This window comes from Streptomyces sp. NPDC002701, from assembly GCF_042889045.1.
Taxonomy (GTDB): domain Bacteria; phylum Actinomycetota; class Actinomycetes; order Streptomycetales; family Streptomycetaceae; genus Streptomyces.
Window position 1 is genome coordinate 95,172 of record NZ_JBIAQL010000005.1, and the last position, 17,619, is coordinate 112,790.

Annotated in this window: 11 protein-coding genes and 2 tRNA genes; 2 read left to right on the top strand and 11 right to left on the bottom strand. The window is 72.6% G+C overall.

All coding sequences use genetic code 11. The annotated features are described in order from the left end of the window. Positions 1-70 precede the first annotated feature (70 nt). From ACFYXC_RS16240 to ACFYXC_RS16285, 10 genes are all read right to left on the bottom strand, one after another. The gene (locus ACFYXC_RS16240; protein WP_389551849.1) at positions 71-2,281 is read right to left on the bottom strand and encodes an ArnT family glycosyltransferase; all 2,211 of its coding nucleotides are present in this window, start codon (positions 2,279-2,281) and stop codon (positions 71-73) included. Beyond that, positions 2,278-3,768 carry a glycosyltransferase gene (locus ACFYXC_RS16245; RefSeq protein ID WP_389551852.1) on the bottom strand — a complete coding sequence of 497 codons (1,491 nt, stop codon included), beginning with the start codon at positions 3,766-3,768 and terminating at the stop codon, positions 2,278-2,280. The genes ACFYXC_RS16240 and ACFYXC_RS16245 overlap by 4 nt, the downstream gene beginning before the upstream one ends. A gap of 14 nt (positions 3,769-3,782) precedes the next feature. Further along, positions 3,783-5,525: a sensor histidine kinase gene (locus tag ACFYXC_RS16250; RefSeq protein WP_389551855.1), complete on the bottom strand. Its 1,743-nt coding sequence runs from the start codon at positions 5,523-5,525 to the stop codon at positions 3,783-3,785. Then, positions 5,522-6,262, bottom strand: coding sequence for a response regulator transcription factor (locus tag ACFYXC_RS16255; protein ID WP_221348745.1), 741 nt, complete (start codon positions 6,260-6,262; stop codon positions 5,522-5,524). The genes ACFYXC_RS16250 and ACFYXC_RS16255 overlap by 4 nt, the downstream gene beginning before the upstream one ends. 282 nt (positions 6,263-6,544) lie before the next feature. After that, positions 6,545-7,495 carry an amidohydrolase family protein gene (locus tag ACFYXC_RS16260; RefSeq protein ID WP_389551858.1) on the bottom strand — a complete coding sequence of 317 codons (951 nt, stop codon included), beginning with the start codon at positions 7,493-7,495 and terminating at the stop codon, positions 6,545-6,547. Continuing rightward, on the bottom strand, positions 7,470-7,823 hold the full coding sequence (locus ACFYXC_RS16265) for an antibiotic biosynthesis monooxygenase family protein (RefSeq protein WP_389551861.1): 354 nt from the start codon (positions 7,821-7,823) through the stop codon (positions 7,470-7,472). Before ACFYXC_RS16265 ends, ACFYXC_RS16260 begins: the two co-directional genes overlap by 26 nt. Before the next feature lie 209 nt (positions 7,824-8,032). Next, a complete protein-coding gene (locus ACFYXC_RS16270) occupies positions 8,033-8,971 on the bottom strand; it encodes a DUF2797 domain-containing protein (protein WP_389551864.1) in 939 nt (312 codons plus the stop codon). A gap of 32 nt (positions 8,972-9,003) precedes the next feature. Further along, entirely contained in the window at positions 9,004-9,555 is a 552-nt protein-coding gene (locus ACFYXC_RS16275; protein WP_389551867.1) for a hypothetical protein, read from the bottom strand. A 94-nt stretch (positions 9,556-9,649) separates the two neighbouring features. Beyond that, positions 9,650-9,722 (bottom strand) — tRNA-Arg (locus ACFYXC_RS16280). Between the two features lie 230 nt (positions 9,723-9,952). Then, positions 9,953-10,043: transfer RNA gene (locus tag ACFYXC_RS16285), tRNA-Ser, on the bottom strand. 274 nt (positions 10,044-10,317) lie between these two features. Here ACFYXC_RS16285 and ACFYXC_RS16290 point away from each other — a divergent pair. Continuing rightward, the gene (locus ACFYXC_RS16290) at positions 10,318-10,776 is read left to right on the top strand and encodes an SSI family serine proteinase inhibitor (RefSeq protein WP_389551870.1); all 459 of its coding nucleotides are present in this window, start codon (positions 10,318-10,320) and stop codon (positions 10,774-10,776) included. Positions 10,777-10,953: 177 nt separating this feature from the next. Next, positions 10,954-15,741: a PAS domain-containing protein gene (locus ACFYXC_RS16295; protein ID WP_389551873.1), complete on the top strand. Its 4,788-nt coding sequence runs from the start codon at positions 10,954-10,956 to the stop codon at positions 15,739-15,741. Positions 15,742-15,913: 172 nt separating this feature from the next. Here the strand turns inward: ACFYXC_RS16295 and ACFYXC_RS16300 are convergent, their stop codons facing one another. After that, entirely contained in the window at positions 15,914-17,560 is a 1,647-nt protein-coding gene (locus ACFYXC_RS16300) for a long-chain fatty acid--CoA ligase (protein WP_389552798.1), read from the bottom strand. Between the last annotated feature and the right edge of the window lie 59 nt (positions 17,561-17,619).

Below are 17,619 nucleotides of genomic sequence, written 5' to 3' on the forward strand. Positions count from 1 at the left end.
ATACGGTGTACAACAGCGGGAGGGCGGGGCCGGGCGCTCTCGCCCGGCCCCGCCCTCCCGTGGGGAACCGTCAGCCGCTCGTGGGCTGCGTCAGGTCGTAGAAGGTGGACGAACCCGCCGTCACCTCCTTGAAGTTCTCCTGCACCCACTCGCTGATCCGGGACGCCGTACCGGAGTCGCTGCCGCCACCACCGCCCATGGAGCCGGACGAGATGAAGTAGTGGATCTTCCCGTCCGCCACGTACTCCTTGAACTGGGCCAGTGTCGGCGACGGGTCGCTGCCGTTGAAGCCGCCGATCGCCATCACCGGGTCGCCGGTGGAGAGCTGGTAGCTCGCCGCGTTCTGCGCGCCGACGGCCGCCGCGGTCCAGGTGTAGTCACCGGAGTTCTTCTCCAGGAGCGCCTTCGCCTCGGAGCCGACGGTCGCGCCGTTGAGCAGGCCGCCCATACCGCCACCACCGCCTCCGCCGCCCATGCCGCCACCGTCACCGGTGCCGCCGGCGGTACCGCCGCCCGGCTGGGTCTGCCCGTTCTGCCCCGTCTGCCCATTGCCGTTCTGTTGACCTTGCTGGCCGCCGCCGGGGAAGCCGCCGGTCGGGGGCTGTCCCATGCCGCCGCCCTGCTGGTTCCGGCCCGGCATACCGCCGCCACCGGGGCCCCCACCCATGCCACCGCCGCCGCCCGGACCGCCGCGGCCGCCCGAGACCGAGGGGCCGGCCGTGACGATCGAGCCGCTGTGGCCCTCGTTCAGCGTGGTGAGCGTGTACGCCGTCGGGCCCGCGAGCGCCGCGACGAAGCTGATCCCGACCACCCCGAGGGCGAGCCGGCGCCCGAGCCGCGTGATGAAGACCAGCCCGAGCGCGGCGACCAGGCCGCCGGCCAGGACCAGCCACTTCAGCCAGGGCAGGTAGTCGGAGGAGCGGTTCAGGAGGACGTACCCCCAGGCGGCGGTGGCCGTCATCGCGGCGGCCATGGTGAGCGAGACCCACAGCCGGCCGCGCTCCTCCCACAGCACGCTCGCCCCCATGCCGAGCACGGCGGCGACGTACGGGGCGAGGGCCACGGTGTAGTACTCGTGGAAGATGCCCTGCATGAAGCTGAAGACCACCATGGTGATCAGCAGCGAGCCGCCCCAGGCGAGGAACGCGGCGCGGGCCGTGTCGGTCCGCCGCGCCTTCCAGGTCAGGGCGACGGCCGCGACGAGCACGATCAGCGCGGCCGGGATCAGCCAGGAGATCTGGCCGCCGATGGAGGAGCCGAACATCCGGTCCCAGCCGGTCTCGCCCCAGCCGCCGCCCCCGCCGCCTCCTCCGACACTGCCGGTCTCCTCGCCGTTGATGCGGCCGAGTCCGTTGTAGCCGAAGGTGAGTTCGAGGAAGGAGTTGTTCTGCGAGCCGCCGATGTACGGGCGGGAGGACGCGGGCCACAGTTCGACGGCGGCCACCCACCAGCCCCCCGCGACGATCATCGCGAGGCCGCTGAGCAGCACCTGCCCGACGCGCCTGCGCAGGGTCGTGGGCGCGAAGACCACATGGACGAGTGCGAGGGGCGGCAGGATCAGGAACGCCTGGAGGGTCTTCACCAGGAAGGCGAGACCGACGGCCGCTCCCGCCCACAGCAGCCACTTCGTCTGTGCCTTCTCCATGGCGCGCAGCACGCAGTACACCGTGACGGCCATCAGGAGCGCGAGGGCCGCGTCCGGGTTGTTGAACCGGAACATCAGCGCGGCGACGGGCGTGAGCGCGAAGACCGCCACCGTGATGAAGCCGGCCGAGGCACGGAACCGGCGGCGCACCGCCCCGTACAGGACGCCGGCCGTGGCGACGGCCATGAGGACCTGCGGGAACAGGATCGCGAACGAGTTCAGGCCGAACAGCCGTACCGACAGGGCCATCGGCCACAGGGAGGCCGGGGGCTTGTCGACGGTGATGGCGTTGGCCGAGTCGAGCGAGCCGAAGAAGAACGCCTTCCAGGACTGGCTGCCGGCCTGGGCGGCCGCGGAGTAGAAGGAGTTGGCGTACCCGGAGGCCGTGAGGTTCCAGGTGTAGAGCGCGCCGATCAGCAGCAGCGCGCCGAGGAACGCGGGGCGCACCCAGCGGTGGTCCTCGGGCCGGCCGCGCCACAGACGGCGTACGAGGGGCTGTCGGGGGCGGCCGTCCGCGGGGACGGCCGGCTCCGCCGGAACCACTGGTTCCTGTACGGCTGTCGCTGTCGGCGTGGTCGGGCCCTCGCCGGAACCGGTGGCCCCCGTGCTCGGGTACTCGTGCTGAGTCGTCGTCATCGCGCGTCCCTCGGATCGTGGTGGTCCGGGCGCACCGGCCGCATCCGCATGGTCGCGTCCCCCCGGGTCGTGTGGTCGTACGGAGCGTCGTCCGCACCCTGGCCGTACGGGGACCGCGGCGCCGTCGCGTAGACGGGCGAGGCAGGTCCGGCCGGTGCCGTCGGTGCGGCCGGTGCCGTCGGTGCGGCCGGTGCGGTCGGCGGGAAGGTGGGGATGTGGGAGGCGACGACGGTCGACGGTGACTCGTCGTGCCGGTCCGGGAACACCCAGGCCCGGAAGAGCAGGAACCGCAGCACGGTCGCCGCGAGGTTCGCGACGATCAGGACGGCCAGTTCGGTGGAGTGCGCCGGTTCGGTCGTCGCCGCGTTCAGGGCGGCGAGCGAACCGCTGGTGAGGGCGAGTCCGATACCGAAGACGACCAGCCCCTGCGCCTGGTGCCGCACGGCCCCGCCCCGGCCGCGCACGCCGAAGGTCAGGCGCCGGTTGGCCGCGGTGTTGGCGACCGCCGAGACGAGCAGGGCGAGCGCGTTGGCGACCTGCGCCCCCGAGAACGTACGGAAGCCGCTGTAGAGCACCAGGTAGAACAGCGTGGACAGGACGCCCACCACCCCGAACCCGATGAGCTGGCGGGCGAGCCCCTTCGGTACGCCGCTGATCTCACGGTCGCGCGGGTCGTCGCCGAACGGCCGGGCGAGCCGGTCGAGCGCCAGCGAGCCGGTGGCGAGGGCGCGTCCCACGCGCCACACGCCCTTCAGGTCATCGGTCGCGGTCCTGACGATGTGCACCGTCGAGTCCGGGTCGTCGACCCAGTCGACCGGCACCTCGTGGATGCGCAGCCCCGCCCGTTCGGCGAGGACCAGCATCTCGGTGTCGAAGAACCAGCCGGTGTCCTCGACGAGCGGCAGCAGCACCTGCGCGACATCGCGCCGGATCGCCTTGAACCCGCACTGCGCGTCGGAGAACCGCGCCTGCAGCGAGCCCCGCAGGATCAGGTTGTAGGAACGCGAGATGAACTCGCGCCTGGCGCCCCGCACGACCCGCGAACTGCGGGCGAGGCGCGAGCCGATCGCCAGGTCCGAGTGGCCGGAGATCAGCGGGGCGACCAGCGGGAGAAGCGCGTTGAGGTCGGTGGACAGGTCGACGTCCATGTAGGCGAGGACCGGGGCGTCCGACGCGGACCAGACGGTGCGCAGCGCCCGGCCGCGGCCCTTCTGCTCCAGCCGGTACGACCTGACCCCGGGCAGTTGTTCGGCCAGCCGCGCCGCCACCAGGGGGGTGGTGTCGGTGGACGCGTTGTCCGCGACCGTGATGCGGAACGCGTACGGGAAGGTGCGGGAGAGGTGCTCGTGCAGTCTGAGCACGCACGGCTGGAGGTCCTTCTCCTCGTTGTAGACGGGGATCACTACGTCCAGGACAGGCGTACCGGCGTTTCCGGCCGGGAGGTGCTCCCGCGCCGGCAGGGTGCCGGGAGAAGGTTCGGTTCGCATGACGACGACTGTCGTCAAGCGCCCTGTCGCACCCATGTGGTCGTGCTGTGCTGTGCCTGTGAGTACGGTGATGCGTCCGTTCCGGAGATGAACGCCTCATGAGAACGGGGCGCCTGGGGCTCCGGCGCGGGCAGGTGCACGGTGAAGACCGTGTGTCCGGGCACGCTGTCGACGGTCACCGCGCCGCCGTGCGCGGCGGCCACGGCCTGCACGATGGCGAGCCCGAGTCCGGTGGACCCGGAGGCGCGCGAGCGCGAGGAGTCGCCCCGCGCGAACCGCTCGAAGACGTGCGGCAGCAGGTCGGGGGGAATGCCCTGCCCGTCGTCCTGGACGTCCACGCACACCCAGGCGTCCCGGCGGCGCACCCGCGCGGTCACCGTCGTCCCCGGAGGTGTGTGCGTACGCGCGTTCGCGAAGAGGTTCACCATGACCTGCTGGACGCGGGCGGCGTCCGCGAGGACCAGGGCGGGTTCGTCGGGCAGTTCCAGGCGCCAGTTGTGCTCGCGCCCGGCCGCACGGGCGTCGCTCACGGCGTCCACGACCAGCGGGGAGAGGTCGGTGTGCTCGTAGCTCAGCGGCCGTCCCGCGTCGAGGCGGGCGAGCAGCAGGAGGTCCTCGACGAGGCCCGTCATGCGCCCGGCCTCGGACTCGATCCGGCCGAGCGCGTGCCGCGTGTCGGGCCCGGTCTCCTCCCTGCCGCGTCTGGTCAGCTCGGCGTATCCGCGGATGGACGCCAGTGGCGTCCGCAGCTCATGGCTGGCGTCCGCCACGAACTGGCGTACGCGCGTCTCGCTCTCCTGACGCGCGTGCAGGGCGCCGTGGACGTGGTCGAGCATCCGGTTGAGCGCGGCCCCGACCTGCCCGACCTCGGTATGGGGGTCGGTCTCGGACTCGGCGACGCGTTCGTTGAGGGTCACCTCGCCGGTGTGGAGGGGGAGTTCGGAGACCCGGGTGGCGGTGGAGGCGACCTTGCGGAGGGGCCGCAGGGCCACGGTGACCAGGACGGACCCGGCGATTCCGGCGGCGACCAGACCGGCGGCGGTGACGCTGACCTCGACGAGGATCAGGGTGTTGATGGTGCTGGTGACCGTGTCGGTGGGAAGCGCGACGTAGAAGAGGCCCTTGCCCCCGGTGAAGTAGGTGACGCGGTACTCGCCCATGCCGGGGATGTCGACGGTGTGGATGCCGGTCTTGGGCACGGAGCCGAGCGCGGCCTCCGCCGTCTCGCTGAGGTCCTTGGGCGCCATCCTGTCGAAGGCGCCGCCGCTGGACTTCTCCACGGCGACGACCGCCCTGGTGATCCCGCCGTCGGCGTCCACCTCGGCGGCGATGGTGTCCTTCTGCGTCGGGCCCCGGGTGACGAAGTTGTCGAGCGGGTCCTCCTCCGAGGAGTCGCCCGGGGAGCCGGCCGGCACACCGTCGTCGCCCCGGTCCCGGGGCAGCTGGTCGGGCGGCAGCCCACCGGCACGCTTGGCGGCCTCAACGACCTGGGTGTCCAGCTGCGCGTACAGGTGCTGCTGCAGGGCGATGGTCGTGACCGTGCCGATCACCGCGCACACCACCGCGATCAGCGCGACCGCCGAGACGACGAGCCGGGTCCGCAGGGTCCGGGGCTGCCGGCGCCGTTGCGTCCGGGGGGCCTGGGGAACCTGAGGGTCCTGGGGGGCCTGGGGGGCCTGGGACCGCCCGTACCGCCGCGTCCGCGGAGTCCCGGCCTGCCCGTACCGCCGCGTCCGCGGCCGTCGTCGTCCGCTCACGACACCGCGGGCTTGATCAGATACCCGGCACCGCGCCGCGTGTGGATCATCGGCTCACGGCCGGCGTCGATCTTGCGGCGCAGGTACGAGATGTACAGCTCGACGACGTTGGCCTGCCCGCCGAAGTCGTACGACCACACGCGGTCGAGTATCTGCGCCTTGCTGAGCACTCGGCGCGGATTGCGCATCAGGAACCGCAGCAGCTCGAACTCGGTCGCGGTGAGGTGGATGCCGTCACCCGCACGCGACACCTCGTGGCTGTCCTCGTCCAGGGTGAGGTCACCGACGACGAGCACCGAGTCGGAACGGCGGTCGGCGGCACCGGACCGGCGGATGAGGCCGCGCAGCCGGGCCACGACCTCCTCCAGGCTGAAGGGCTTGGTGACGTAGTCGTCGCCGCCGGCCGTCAGACCGGCGATCCGGTCCTCGACCGCGTCCTTCGCGGTCAGGAAGAGGACGGGCACGTCGGGCAGCTCCCGGCGCAGCCGCCCGAGGACGGCGAGGCCGTCCATGTCGGGCAGCATCATGTCGAGGACGACGGCGTCGGGCCGGAACTCGCGCGCGGTCTGCACCGCACCGGTCCCGTCGGCCGCACTGCGGATCTGCCAGCCCTCGTAGCGCAGGGCCATGGACAGCAGCTCGGTGATCGACAGCTCGTCGTCCACCACCAGCACGCGGACGGGGCTCCCGTCCGGCCTCAGCAGTTCGGTGCGCCCCTGGGGCGAGGTCGTGGTCATGGTCGACACACTGCTGGGCCGGTCTGAGAGCACGCTTTCCCCGACCTGTGAATCCCCTGAGAAACACACAGGCCCTTCTCAGGGATCACACTGCGGCTCCGCTGCGACTTCCCGCACGGCAGGCCGATGCGGCCGATCGGCGCCGCGGCGGGGGAAGATCCGTCCGCCGGGTGCCGTGCTCAGGGCAACCGTTTCGTGGGACGACCGGCGTGTGAGGCGACCGGCCCGTGAGGGCGACCGGCCGTGACCGACCCTGTTCGTCCGCGGACGAACAGCTCGTCGTCACCGGCCGGCCGTCCGCGTCCGCTCCCCTCCTGTCGGCCCGAACAGCCGCGCGCCGTTGTCGTGGCAGACCCCGCGAAGCCACTCCTCCCCCAGTCCGAGCCGCTCCAGCGCCCGCAGCTGCTGGACGTACGGATAGGGGATGTTGGGGAAGTCGGTCCCGAGCAGGATCCGGTCACCGAGGTCCGCGAGGCGGGGCAGCGCCCGCCGGGGGAACGGCGCGAGCTCCTCGCTGAAGTCCGTGAACGCCATCGTCGTGTCCAGCCGCACCTCGCCGTACCGCTCGGCGAGGTCCAGGAAGTCCTCGTACTCCGGCATGCCCATGTGCGCGAACACCAGCCGCAGCCGCGGATGCCGCGCGAGCACCCGCGCGACCGGCTCCGGCCCGGTGTGCTTGCCGGGCGCGGGCCCGGAGCCGCAGTGGATGACCACAGGTGTCCCCGCGTCGGCCAGCAGCCCCCAGACCGGATCGAGAAGCTCGTCACCCGGGTCGTACGCCCCCACCTGGACGTGCGCCTTGAAGACCCGGGCTCCTTCGTCGAGCGCCTTCCGCACGTACGCCGTCACACCTGGCTCCGGGAACAACGTCGCCGTATGGAGGCAGTCGGGGGTCCGCCGGGCGAAGTCGACCGCCCACTGGTTCAGCCAGTCGGCCATGCCCGGCCTGTGCGGGTAGAGCATGGCGGTGAAGGCCCGCACGCCGAACCCCCGCAACAGGCCGACCCGTTCGCTCTCCTCGGCCCGGTAGGTGATGGGCCACTCGACACCGCCGGTGAGCGGCCCGAGCCCGTCGAAGTACGCCCAGACCTTCTTCAGGACCGGCTCGGGCATGAAGTGGGTGTGCACATCGACGAGCCCGGGAAGACCGAGCCCCTCCCAGAACCGCCGTACGTCAACGGCCTCGCCCGCCGTCGCCTCCTCCACGTCAGCCGTGCCCCCGCTCGAACCCATGGCTTCGCTCGACCTTGGCGACGTGCAGCGTGTAGCTCTCGTACCACTCGGCGCGCCCACGCCGCTGCGCCGCCCGGTGCTCGACATCGCTCCGCCACTCGTCGATGGCGTCCGCGTCGCGGAAGTACCCGACGGTGATGGACAGCCCGCCGGGGGAGCCCGCATGGTCCATCCCGAGGAACCCCGGGATGCCCTTGACCCGCTCCTCCATCCGCTCGGCGGTCTCGCCGTACGCGCCGGCCCCGCCGTTCCCCCCGTCGGCAGCCTCCGTCTTCACCGAGGTGAACACGACGGCGTAATAGGGCGGTTCGTACGCGCCGACCGGCACGACGGCGGGGGAGGAGGACGAGCGAGGGACAGAGGCAGGAGCAGGGGCGGAAACAGGTGCAGAGACAGGAGCAGGAGCAGTGGCAGGGACAGGTGCTATCGGCTGATGGCTCATGTCGCCCACTCTCGGTCCGGCCGCCGCGCCACGTCCAGAGCTTTTGCCGAAGGGGATCCGCAAGGGATCGAACTCTTGACCATCAGCCCCCGCACTCAGAAAAGTCCGTCCTGGACCCCGCCGAACTCCCGCACGGGCACGGTGATCTCCCCCCACTCACTTCTCTCCCTGCCTCTCTCCCTCTCCCTCTCCCCTTCGCCGGCCCCGGACGACTCCGCCGCTCCGGACGGCCCCGTCGCCGCGGTGAGCTCCCACCCGGTCATGAGCCGCGTATCGAGCACGACGACCCCCCGCCCGGTCCGGAGATGGAGATCGGGCCCGGCGGCGGCGACCAGCTCCCCCCGCACGACTCCGCCCGGCGCGAGTTCGCCGACGACGGCCACGGCCGGCGCGAGCCCGTCGAGCCCGAACGCGCCCGCGTGATCGACGGCCTCGAACGGCATCCGCGCCAGGGCTTCCGGCCACCGGTCCAGCCCGATGGCGCGCGCGTGCAGCTCCCGGACCTCCGCCTGCCGGACCCCCGCCTCCGGCAGGGTGCTCCGCACCGCCCGCTTGGCGTCGTACGCGATCCGGTCCGGCACGCCCAACGCCGTACGCAGCAACTCCTCACTGCGCCGGGCCGACATCAGCGGTCCCCGCCCCAGCCAGGTGAAGACGACGGCTCCCTGCTCCAGCAGCCGGGCCGACCCGCGCTCGACCGCGGTGATGCCGACCTTGACCATCCCGGGTCCGAACCACGCCAGATAGACGGAGTAGGGCCGGGGATCGTCGGCGATGGTGTCCGCAGCGACGGAATGGGCACGGTCCAGCCGCGCACACTCCTCACACCGGGCGCCGACACTCCGCCCGGACACCGTGGCCGCCAGGGGACAACTGTGCCCGCGCGCCCCCACACACCGCCGCACACCCCCGCCGACGACGGCGAACGCGACCTGCTTCCCCCACGGCAACGCACTACGACGACCCCCGCCCCACGCCAGCACGGGCGCGCCCCCGACCCACCGGAGCCCCGCGCACGTCCACACCTGTGCCATCACACGAGCGTAGAGGTCACCACTGACACCCCTCACGAACAGGCGTCGTCCGCCTGCTTCCGGAACTCCGCGCGGCTCACAGCCCTTCCGTCGGCCCACCACTGCCCGGGCGCCAGTTCCTCGACGTCCGCGCGCGTGAACCTGGCGACGCCCTTGTAACGCACCGTGTCGTCCGGCCCGACGACGAAGCTCAGCGAGTAGTTCCCGTCCGATGCCAGCTTCGTGGCGGAACCCGCCCCGCCGCCCCGCCAGCCCTTCGGCAGACTGAGGAGGCTGAACTCCTGCTCGCCGGTCGCCGGACCGGGCGGCCGGGCCGACCAGTGGTCCAGGACCGCGGGATCCGCTTCGACGCCCTTTTCGCCGCCCTCCTTACCGCGTTCCTCGTCGTTCCTGAGGAGCACGACCTCCCGGACGGGATCGTCGTCCGAGCAGGGCCGCAGCAGCGCCCTTACGTCTCCGGCAGGGCCCTTCCCGATGGCCACCAGCGGACGCTCGGCCGGACTGCAGCCGCCCACGAGGAGCGCGAGGGCCACGGCCACACCGGCACCGAACAGTGTGCGCGCCGTCCTGTTGTCGCCGGCCAAGGTGACCTCACCTCACTACACGGCTGCTGTACTTCGCTGCCGTACGCCCTGAAACGCCGAAGGCCCCGGATCTCTCCGGGGCCTTCGACCTGTGTGCACTCGGCAGGATTCGAACCTGCAACCTTCTGATCCGTAGTCAGATGCTCTATCCGTTAAGCTACGAGTGCTTGTGTGTTCTGTTGTGTCTGCTCTTCCTTCCGGGCTTTTCTGCCTGGTCGGCGTTGCGGGAACAACATTACATGACTGGCGGCGTGAGGCGAAATCCGTTTGTCAGACCCGGCCTGACCTGCGAAAACAGCCTTCAGAGGGCTCCGGACGCGGTCCCGTGGAGCGCCGGGATCGATCAAGGAACGGACGAAGCCCCGATCATGGACGACCGGGGCTTCGTGATCTTCTGCGGAGGCGGAGGGATTTGAACCCTCGATGGGATTTGCGTCCCAAACCGCATTAGCAGTGCGGCGCCATAGACCGGACTAGGCGACGCCTCCAGCACAACCGTCCGCGTGAGTGCGAATGGTGCGTGCAGATGATGACACAGCCCAGCGGGCTGTCACCAATCGCCCCCTACGGTACTAGGCGGAAAGGCCCGAGGGCAAAGCCCCCGCCTGCGGCGCAACGTCACGGGGCGGACGGCGTTAGTGCAGTGGGGCACGCGCCCCGACGGAGAGCCGCCGGAGACGGTTCCCCCGGTTCGTCGGCCTCGTCGGGCCGGCCGCGTGCTCCGAGTTCTTCACGCAACCGCCCGCACCCCGTGGAGCCCCCATGCTGCGTCGTATCGCCCTCACCGTCGCCACCTCCGCCGCGGCGTCCCTCGCCGCGCTGTCCGCCACGCCGCCGGTCGCGTACGCCGACTCGCTCCCCCTCCTGCCGCCGCCCGTGAGCGGTACGGACACCACCGACCGCCTCACCGTGACGGTGGACAAGGCGGGCGAAGGACACGACGGCACGTTCGAGCTGGACTGTCACCCCGCGGGCGGCAGTCACCCCGACGCGCGGGCCGCCTGCGAGCAGCTCGACCGCAAGACCCTGTGGGGCAAGAGCCCGTTCGCGCCCGCGCAGGAGGGCGGGATGTGCACGATGCAGTACGGCGGTCCCGCCACCGCGCACGTCACCGGCACCTGGGCCGGCCGCCCCGTGGACGCGACCTACCGGCGCGGTGACGGATGCGAGATCGCGCGCTGGGACGCTCTCGTGCCGCTGCTTCCGGATGTCGGCGCGTAGACCGGCCCCATCAGGCCGCTGCGTCCGTTCTGCGTCCCCTCTGCGTGCGACCTCCCTCTCATCCGGCGTCGCGAGCGCAACCACTGCCCGTAGACTCCCTCGCGTGACACGTCGCGGACCCGTTGGCAAGATGGCTACCGCGGTCGGCAAGGAGCGGTAACAGGGAGGAAGCGTCTCGTGAGCAGCAGGCCATCCCGAGGCGCTGCTCGCCTCGCAGCCATACTCGACGCGCTTCCCGACGCGTTGGTCCTGGTCAACGCCAACGGAACGGTCGTCAACGCCAACACCATCGCCCTGGAAGCCTTCGAGGCGCCGGGCACCGCCCTCGTGGGGCGCGGGCTGCTCGATCTGCTGCCGCAGTTCGACTCCCGGCTCATCCCCGGCACGATGCGGCGGCCCGAGACGGTCGACGAGAGCGGCCGTACCCGCCCGACCCGGATGGTCGCCCGCCGCACCGACGGCAGCGAGTTCCCGGTCGAGGTGACGAGCGCGAACCTGGAGAACGCCCAGCAGGCGTACGACGGTTACGGCTACACGGGCGACGAGCTGCTGATGCTCGTCGTACGCGACCTCTCCGGCACCGTCGACACCGAGGCCGAGCTCGCGCGTTCGCAACGGCAGACGGAGATGATCCTGCGTGCCGCCGCCGAGGGTGTGGTGGGCACGGACACCGAGGGCCGGGTCGTCCTCGTCAACCCCGCGGCCGCCCAGATACTCGGTTTCCGGGCCAGCGACCTCGGCGGGCAGGAGCTGCACCCGCTGATGCTGCACTCACGTGCGGACGGTGAGCCGTTCCCGTACGAGGAGTCGCCGCTCGCCGACACCCTGCGCTCCGGGCGCAAGCACCGGGTGCGCGGGCAGGTGCTGTGGTCCAAGAGCGGCGACAGGGTCCCGGTCGATCTGACCACGGCCCCGGTGCGGGACGGCGACCAACTCGTCGGGGCCGTGATGACCTTCACGGACCGGCGGCCGTACGACGCCCTCGCCGAGGAGAAGGACGCCGCGGCCGAACGGCATCGGCAGGAACTCGCGCGGGCCGCCGAGGCGCACGCCGAGGAGCTGGCCTCGCTCCGGGAGGAGCACGCCCGGGCACTCGGCGAGCTCCGGGAGCAGCACGAGGAGGAGCTGGCCGCCGGGGACGACCGGTACGCGGCCCTCGCCGAGCGCGAGAAGGACAGCTACGAGGCGCTGTCCGCGCGGCACGAGCAGCTCCTGGCCGTCCTGGGGCGCTCGCTGCGCGGACCGCTCGACCAGCTGCGCGGCGAACTCGCGACGCTCGCCGCGGACGACGCCGGGCAGTTGTGGCCCGAGGCCAACCAGGTCCTGCACCACCTGTCGGCCGGTTACTCGCGCATCACCACCCTCGTCGACAACGTGCTCGCGTACCAGCGGCTCGACTCCGGAACCGAGGGCGTCACCCGTACGAAAGTGATGCTGGACGCGGTCGTCGCCGCCGGTGTCGACGGGGCGGTCGAGCTGATCGGGCCCGGCCGGGTGCAGTTCGCGGTGCACGCGCCCCCCATCGAGGCCGAGGTCGACCCGCAGCGGCTCGCCACCGCGCTCGCGCACCTCATCGCGGACGTCGCGGGCGTCGACTCCACGGGGAACTCGCCGGTCTCGGCCGGCGGCTACATGGACAACACGGTCGTCGTGGCGGCCGCGCAGCGCGGTGAGGGCGTACGGATCGAGGTACGCGGGCCGTACACCGGTGGGGACCCGGTGCACGAGCCGATCGTGCGCGGCATCGTGCGCGCGCACGGCGGGGTGCTGCAGACGCACGAGGTCCCCGGGATGAGCGGCAGCGCGTTCGTCCTCGAAGTGCCCATCGGGGGCGGTGCCGGGTCGGTTCCGGCTGCTCCGGGTGGGGGCGCGGTTGCCGGTGTGGGCGCGGCTGGTGGCGGCGCGGACGCTGATACCGGTACTGCGGGTGCGCATGCCGTTAAGGGTCCGGTCCCCGGCGGGGCCTCGGACGGCGGCCAGGCCGCGGGTGCCGGTGCGGCCGGTTCCGCTCTCGCACTGCCCGAGCAGGCTTCCCCGCAGGGCGGCCGGCGGCGGGCTCGGCGCGCGTCCGTGGACGCGTTCCTGGAGAGCGGGGTCGGGCCTTCGACGGAGGCGGCCGTGCCCACCGGTCGACGCAGGCGTGCCGCGGAGGGCGGGGGACAGCCGGCGCTGCCGGCTCAGGTCTCTACGGACGAGGGTGGTTCCGAGGGCAACGGCGGGACCGGGCGACGGCGTGGGCGGCCGAGCCCCGTCGACGGCGGCGAGACCGCCGCGCCCGGTGGCGGCTCCGCAGGCGGTGGCGGCTCCACGGGTGGCGTCTCCGAGGGCGCGGTGGTGACCGCCGCCGAGCATGCGGCCGGTACCGCGGCCACCGGACTGGGGCAGACCGTGCCGCCACAGGGTGTGCCCGCGCCCGCGGGCGGCCTGCGCACGCAACAGGACGGAGGAGGGAGGCAGGACGGTGGCGGGCGGCAGGCTCTGCCGGCCGCGCTGCCCGCGGCTCCCTCACCCTCTCCCGCTCCGGACGCGGGTACGGGCGGGAGCGCCGACGGTGGCGGAGCTCAGCCGACCGGACGGCGCAGGCGTGCGCTGGCGGCCGCGGCGGAGCGGGCGGCGGCCCAGGAGGCGGAGCCGCGCGCGGTGTTCGCACTGCCGCCCGCCGAGGCGGACCGTTCTCCCGGATACGCCGCCCAGCACGCCGAGGGCCGCGCCCGGGCTCGCGTCCAGTCCGCCGACGGACGCCATGACGCGGTTCTGCACGACCCCGGCGAGGAGCACACCCCGCCCCAGCCGCATCCGGTGCAGGCCCCCAGCGGGCGCCGACGGGCCCGGCAGGGCACCGGTGCCGAGGAGACGGGCGCGGGCGTGGGCCATACGACGGCGGGTGGACAGGCAGGGGTCTCCGGGCAGCCGGGTGCGGTGCAGGGCGCCCAGCCCTCACTGCCCGCGCCCGCTCCCCCTGCGCCCGGCATGCCCGGGCCGGCCATGCCGGGCCACCTGCCCCCCGCGCAGGCGGTCCCCGCGGAAGGCGCGCCCGCCCAGCACCTTCCCGGCCAGCAGCCCCTCCCGGGGCAGCCGGCACCCGTACCCGTACCCGTTCAGGGAACCCCGGGTCACGGCACACCGTCAGCCGCTCCCGCCGCCGCGGGACACGCCGCCCCTGCGCAGGCCGGCCCGCCACAGGCCGTGCCTCCACAGGCCGTGCCTCCGCAGGCCGTGCCCCCGCAGGGCATCCCGCAGCCGGGCGCCCCCGGTCAGGCTCTGCCGCCGCAGACAGTGCCCGCCCAGGGACAGCCTCTTCCGCCGCAGGTCGCCCCAGGACAGGTCGCCCCAGGTCAGGTCACCCCAGGTCAGGTTGCCCCAGCCGGTCTCGCAGGGCCCGCGGCCTCCGCGGCGCCCGTAGCACCGGCCGTGGCCGAGGGATCCGCGAACCAGGGTGGAGTCCCGGCCCCCACCACGCCCGCCCAGGGCACCCCCATGGCCGCGGGACCGGCTCAGCCGCTACCGCAACCGCAACCTCCGGTGTCCTCGGCCGGCACACCGGCTGCGGATCCGGCCGGGCCTCCTCAGCCGTGGCCCGGCTCGTCCGACACCTCCGGCGCCGGAGTACCCGTACAGCCGGACGCCGCCGCCGCGCCCCAGCCGTGGCCCGGCACGGCCGACACCTCAGCCGCCGCGGTCGGCTCGGCCGTCCCGGAGTCCGCAGCGGCCCCGGAGCAGGCGCGCGCCGCGCAGCCCCTTCCCGACGAGGCCGCGGCGCCGCCCATCGACCCCAACTCGACCCAGGGCCGGGCGATCAGCGTCCGTACCCTCGGGCAGGGCGTCCCGTTCGGCCGCCGTATGACCGACGCGCAGCAGCCCCTGCCGGGCCGGGCAGGATCCCCTGCGCCCGCGGCCCAGGCACAGGCACACCCCGCGGCTCAGCCCTCGACGCAGCCGGGAGCCGCGCCGCAGCCCCAGGCACCCACGCCTCCCCCGCACGCGACCAACGGTTCCGGGCGGCGCCGCAAGCTCGGCACCCGCCCCGAGCCCGTCGCCGAGCAGCCGGACCCGGCGACGCGCGCGCATCCGGGAGCGGGGGGCCAGCAGTCGCGGCTCGCCCACACCACCGAAGGCACCGGCCGGTCGTACGCCATAGGGGCCCCCGACGAGAACGCCGACGAAGGCCCCGAGCCGCTCGACGGCCCCGGCGGCGCGGTGGAGGTCGCGAACCAGCCCCATCCGCAGCCGATGGACGACGAGCTCCCCCCGGAGCCGCTGGACAACCCGCGCCGGCTGCTGGTCTGGCCCGCGCCGGACATCACCACGCAGCAGGCACTGAGCGACCGCGGTTACCGGCCCGTCATCGTGCACTCGCGCGAGGAGGTCGACGCGCAGATCGCCGCCTTCCCGGCCGCGCTGTTCGTCGACCCGCTCACCGGCCCGATCACGCGTACCGCGCTCCAGTCGCTGCGTCAGGCGGCCGTCGCCGCCGAGGTGCCGGTCCTCGTGACGGCGGGTCTCGGGCAGGCGACCCGCGAGGCGGCCTATGGTGCCGACCCCGCCGTCCTCCTCAAGGCGCTGGCGCCGCGCGACAGTGAGCAGCACCCGCCGCGTGTTCTCCTCATCGAGGAGCACGCCGAGATCGCGCTGGCGCTGACCTCGACACTGGAACGGCGCGGTATGCAGGTCGCGCGGGCCTCGTCCGACGAGGACGCGGTCACGCTGGCCGGTCAGATGCGGCCCAACCTGGTGGTGATGGACCTGATGCAGGTACGCCGTCGGCGTGCCGGGATCGTGGACTGGCTGCGCGCGAACGGCCAGCTCAACCGCACCCCGCTCGTCGTCTACACGGCGGCCGTCGACCAGACCGAACTGCCGCGCCTGGCCGCGGGGGAGACGGTGCTGTTCCTGGCCGAGCGATCGACGAGTGCCGAGGTGCAGGACCGGATCGTCGACCTGCTGGCCCGCATCGGCACGAACTGAACGCCCCCACCCACAGGTTGGGGACGGCACACGGATTTGCGTACGGATGTGCATGCGGACTTGCCTATGGGTTGGGGCGCTGTTTCACGTGAAACAGCGCCCCAACCCATAGGTCACCGCGAAGACCCTCGGACCGGACCCGGTCCCGTAGGAGGCCCGGGTCCGCGAGCCGTCAGAGCTGCGTGACGTCCAGCTCTCCCGCCGCGTACTGCCTGCGCAGCACCTTCTTGTCGAACTTGCCGACGCTCGTCTTCGGCACCGCCGGAATGATCGTCCAGCGTTCGGGGAGCTGCCACTTGGCGATCTTGCCCTCGTCGGCGAGGAAGGACCGCAGGGAGTCGAAGTCGGCGTCGGAGCCTTCCTTCAGCACCACTGTGGCGAGCGGCCGCTCGCCCCACTTGTCGTCCGGGACCGCGACGACCGCTGCCTCGGTGACATCGGGGTGCGCCATCAGGGCGTTCTCCAGGTCGACCGAGGAGATCCACTCGCCGCCGGACTTGATGACGTCCTTGGCGCGGTCGGTGAGGGTCAGGAACCCGTCGGGGCTGATCGTGCCGACGTCACCGGTCTTCAGCCAGCCGTCCTCGCTGAACTTGTCGTCGGGACGCAGCACCTCGGCGCCCTGACCGCCGTAGTACGCGCCCGCGATCCACGGGCCGCGCACCTCCAGCTCGCCCGCGGACTCGCCGTCCCACGGCAGCCGCTCGCCGCCCGGGCCGGTCAGCCGGGGCTCGACACCGGCCGGGAAACGGCCCTGGGTCAGCCGGTACGCGAACTCCTCGTCCGAGCCCACCTCCACGTGGGCCGGAGGGCGCGCGATCGTGCCGAGCGGCGAGGTCTCCGTCATGCCCCAGGCGTGGCAGACACGCATGCCCAGGTCGTCGAACGCCTTCATGAGGGCGGGCGGACAGGCGGAGCCGCCGATGGTGACCTGGGTCAGCGAACTCACGTCACGCGGCTTGGCCGTGAGTTCCGCGAGCAGACCCTGCCAGATGGTCGGGACGGCTGCCGCGTGCGTCGGACGCTCGCTCTCGATCATCTCGGCGAGCGGAGCGGGCTGCAGGAAACGGTCCGGCATCAGCACGTTCACGCCGGTCATGAACATCGCGTGCGGCAAGCCCCAGGCGTTCACGTGGAACTGCGGGACCACGACCAGGGACGTGTCCCCGTCGGTGAGACCCATGGACTGCGTCATGTTGACCTGCATCGAGTGCAGGTAGATGGAACGGTGCGAGTAGATGACGCCCTTGGGGTCACCGGTCGTGCCGGACGTGTAACACATGGCCGCGGCCTGGCGTTCGTCCAACGCGGGCCAGTCGTAGCTGTCCGGCTTGTCCGCGATCAGGTCCTCGTACTCGTGCACCTGGACGGTCGCCCCGTCGAGCAGCGACCGGTCACCGGGGCCGGCGACGACCACGTGCTCGACCGACTTGAGGTGCGGGATCAGCGGCGCGAGCAGCGGGAGCAGCGAACCGTTGGCCACGATCACGCGGTCGGCGGCGTGATTGACGATCCAGACGAGCTGCTCGGGAGGCAGCCGGAGGTTGAGCGTGTGGAGAATCGCGCCCATGGCCGGGATCGCGTAGTACGCCTCGACATGCTCGGCGTTGTTCCACATCAGCGTCGCGACCCGGTCGTCGTCGCGGACTCCGAGGTCGTCACGCAGCGCGTGCGCCAGGCGGGCCGCCCGGACCCCGATCTCGGCGAACGAGCGCCGCTGGGGCTCGCCCTCTCCGGTCCAGGTGATCACCTGAGATGAACCGTGGATCGTCGACCCGTGGGTCAGGATCCTTGAGATCAGCAGCGGTACGTCCTGCATCGTGCTCAGCACGGCGTCCTCCCGGGGGCGACATTGCCTACGCGGTGGTAAGGGTTGGG

Excerpts from the sequence above, each read along its gene's own strand:
- ACFYXC_RS16270 (WP_389551864.1), bottom strand. The coding sequence starts at position 8,971 with ATGGCACAGGTGTGGACGTGCGCGGGGCTCCGGTGGGTCGGGGGCGCG.
- ACFYXC_RS16260 (WP_389551858.1), bottom strand. The coding sequence starts at position 7,495 with ATGGGTTCGAGCGGGGGCACGGCTGACGTGGAGGAGGCGACGGCGGGC.
- ACFYXC_RS16240 (WP_389551849.1), bottom strand. The coding sequence starts at position 2,281 with ATGACGACGACTCAGCACGAGTACCCGAGCACGGGGGCCACCGGTTCC.
- ACFYXC_RS16255 (WP_221348745.1), bottom strand. The coding sequence starts at position 6,262 with ATGACCACGACCTCGCCCCAGGGGCGCACCGAACTGCTGAGGCCGGAC.
- ACFYXC_RS16290 (WP_389551870.1), top strand. The coding sequence starts at position 10,318 with ATGCTGCGTCGTATCGCCCTCACCGTCGCCACCTCCGCCGCGGCGTCC.
- ACFYXC_RS16300 (WP_389552798.1), bottom strand. The coding sequence starts at position 17,560 with ATGCAGGACGTACCGCTGCTGATCTCAAGGATCCTGACCCACGGGTCG.
- ACFYXC_RS16245 (WP_389551852.1), bottom strand. The coding sequence starts at position 3,768 with ATGCGAACCGAACCTTCTCCCGGCACCCTGCCGGCGCGGGAGCACCTC.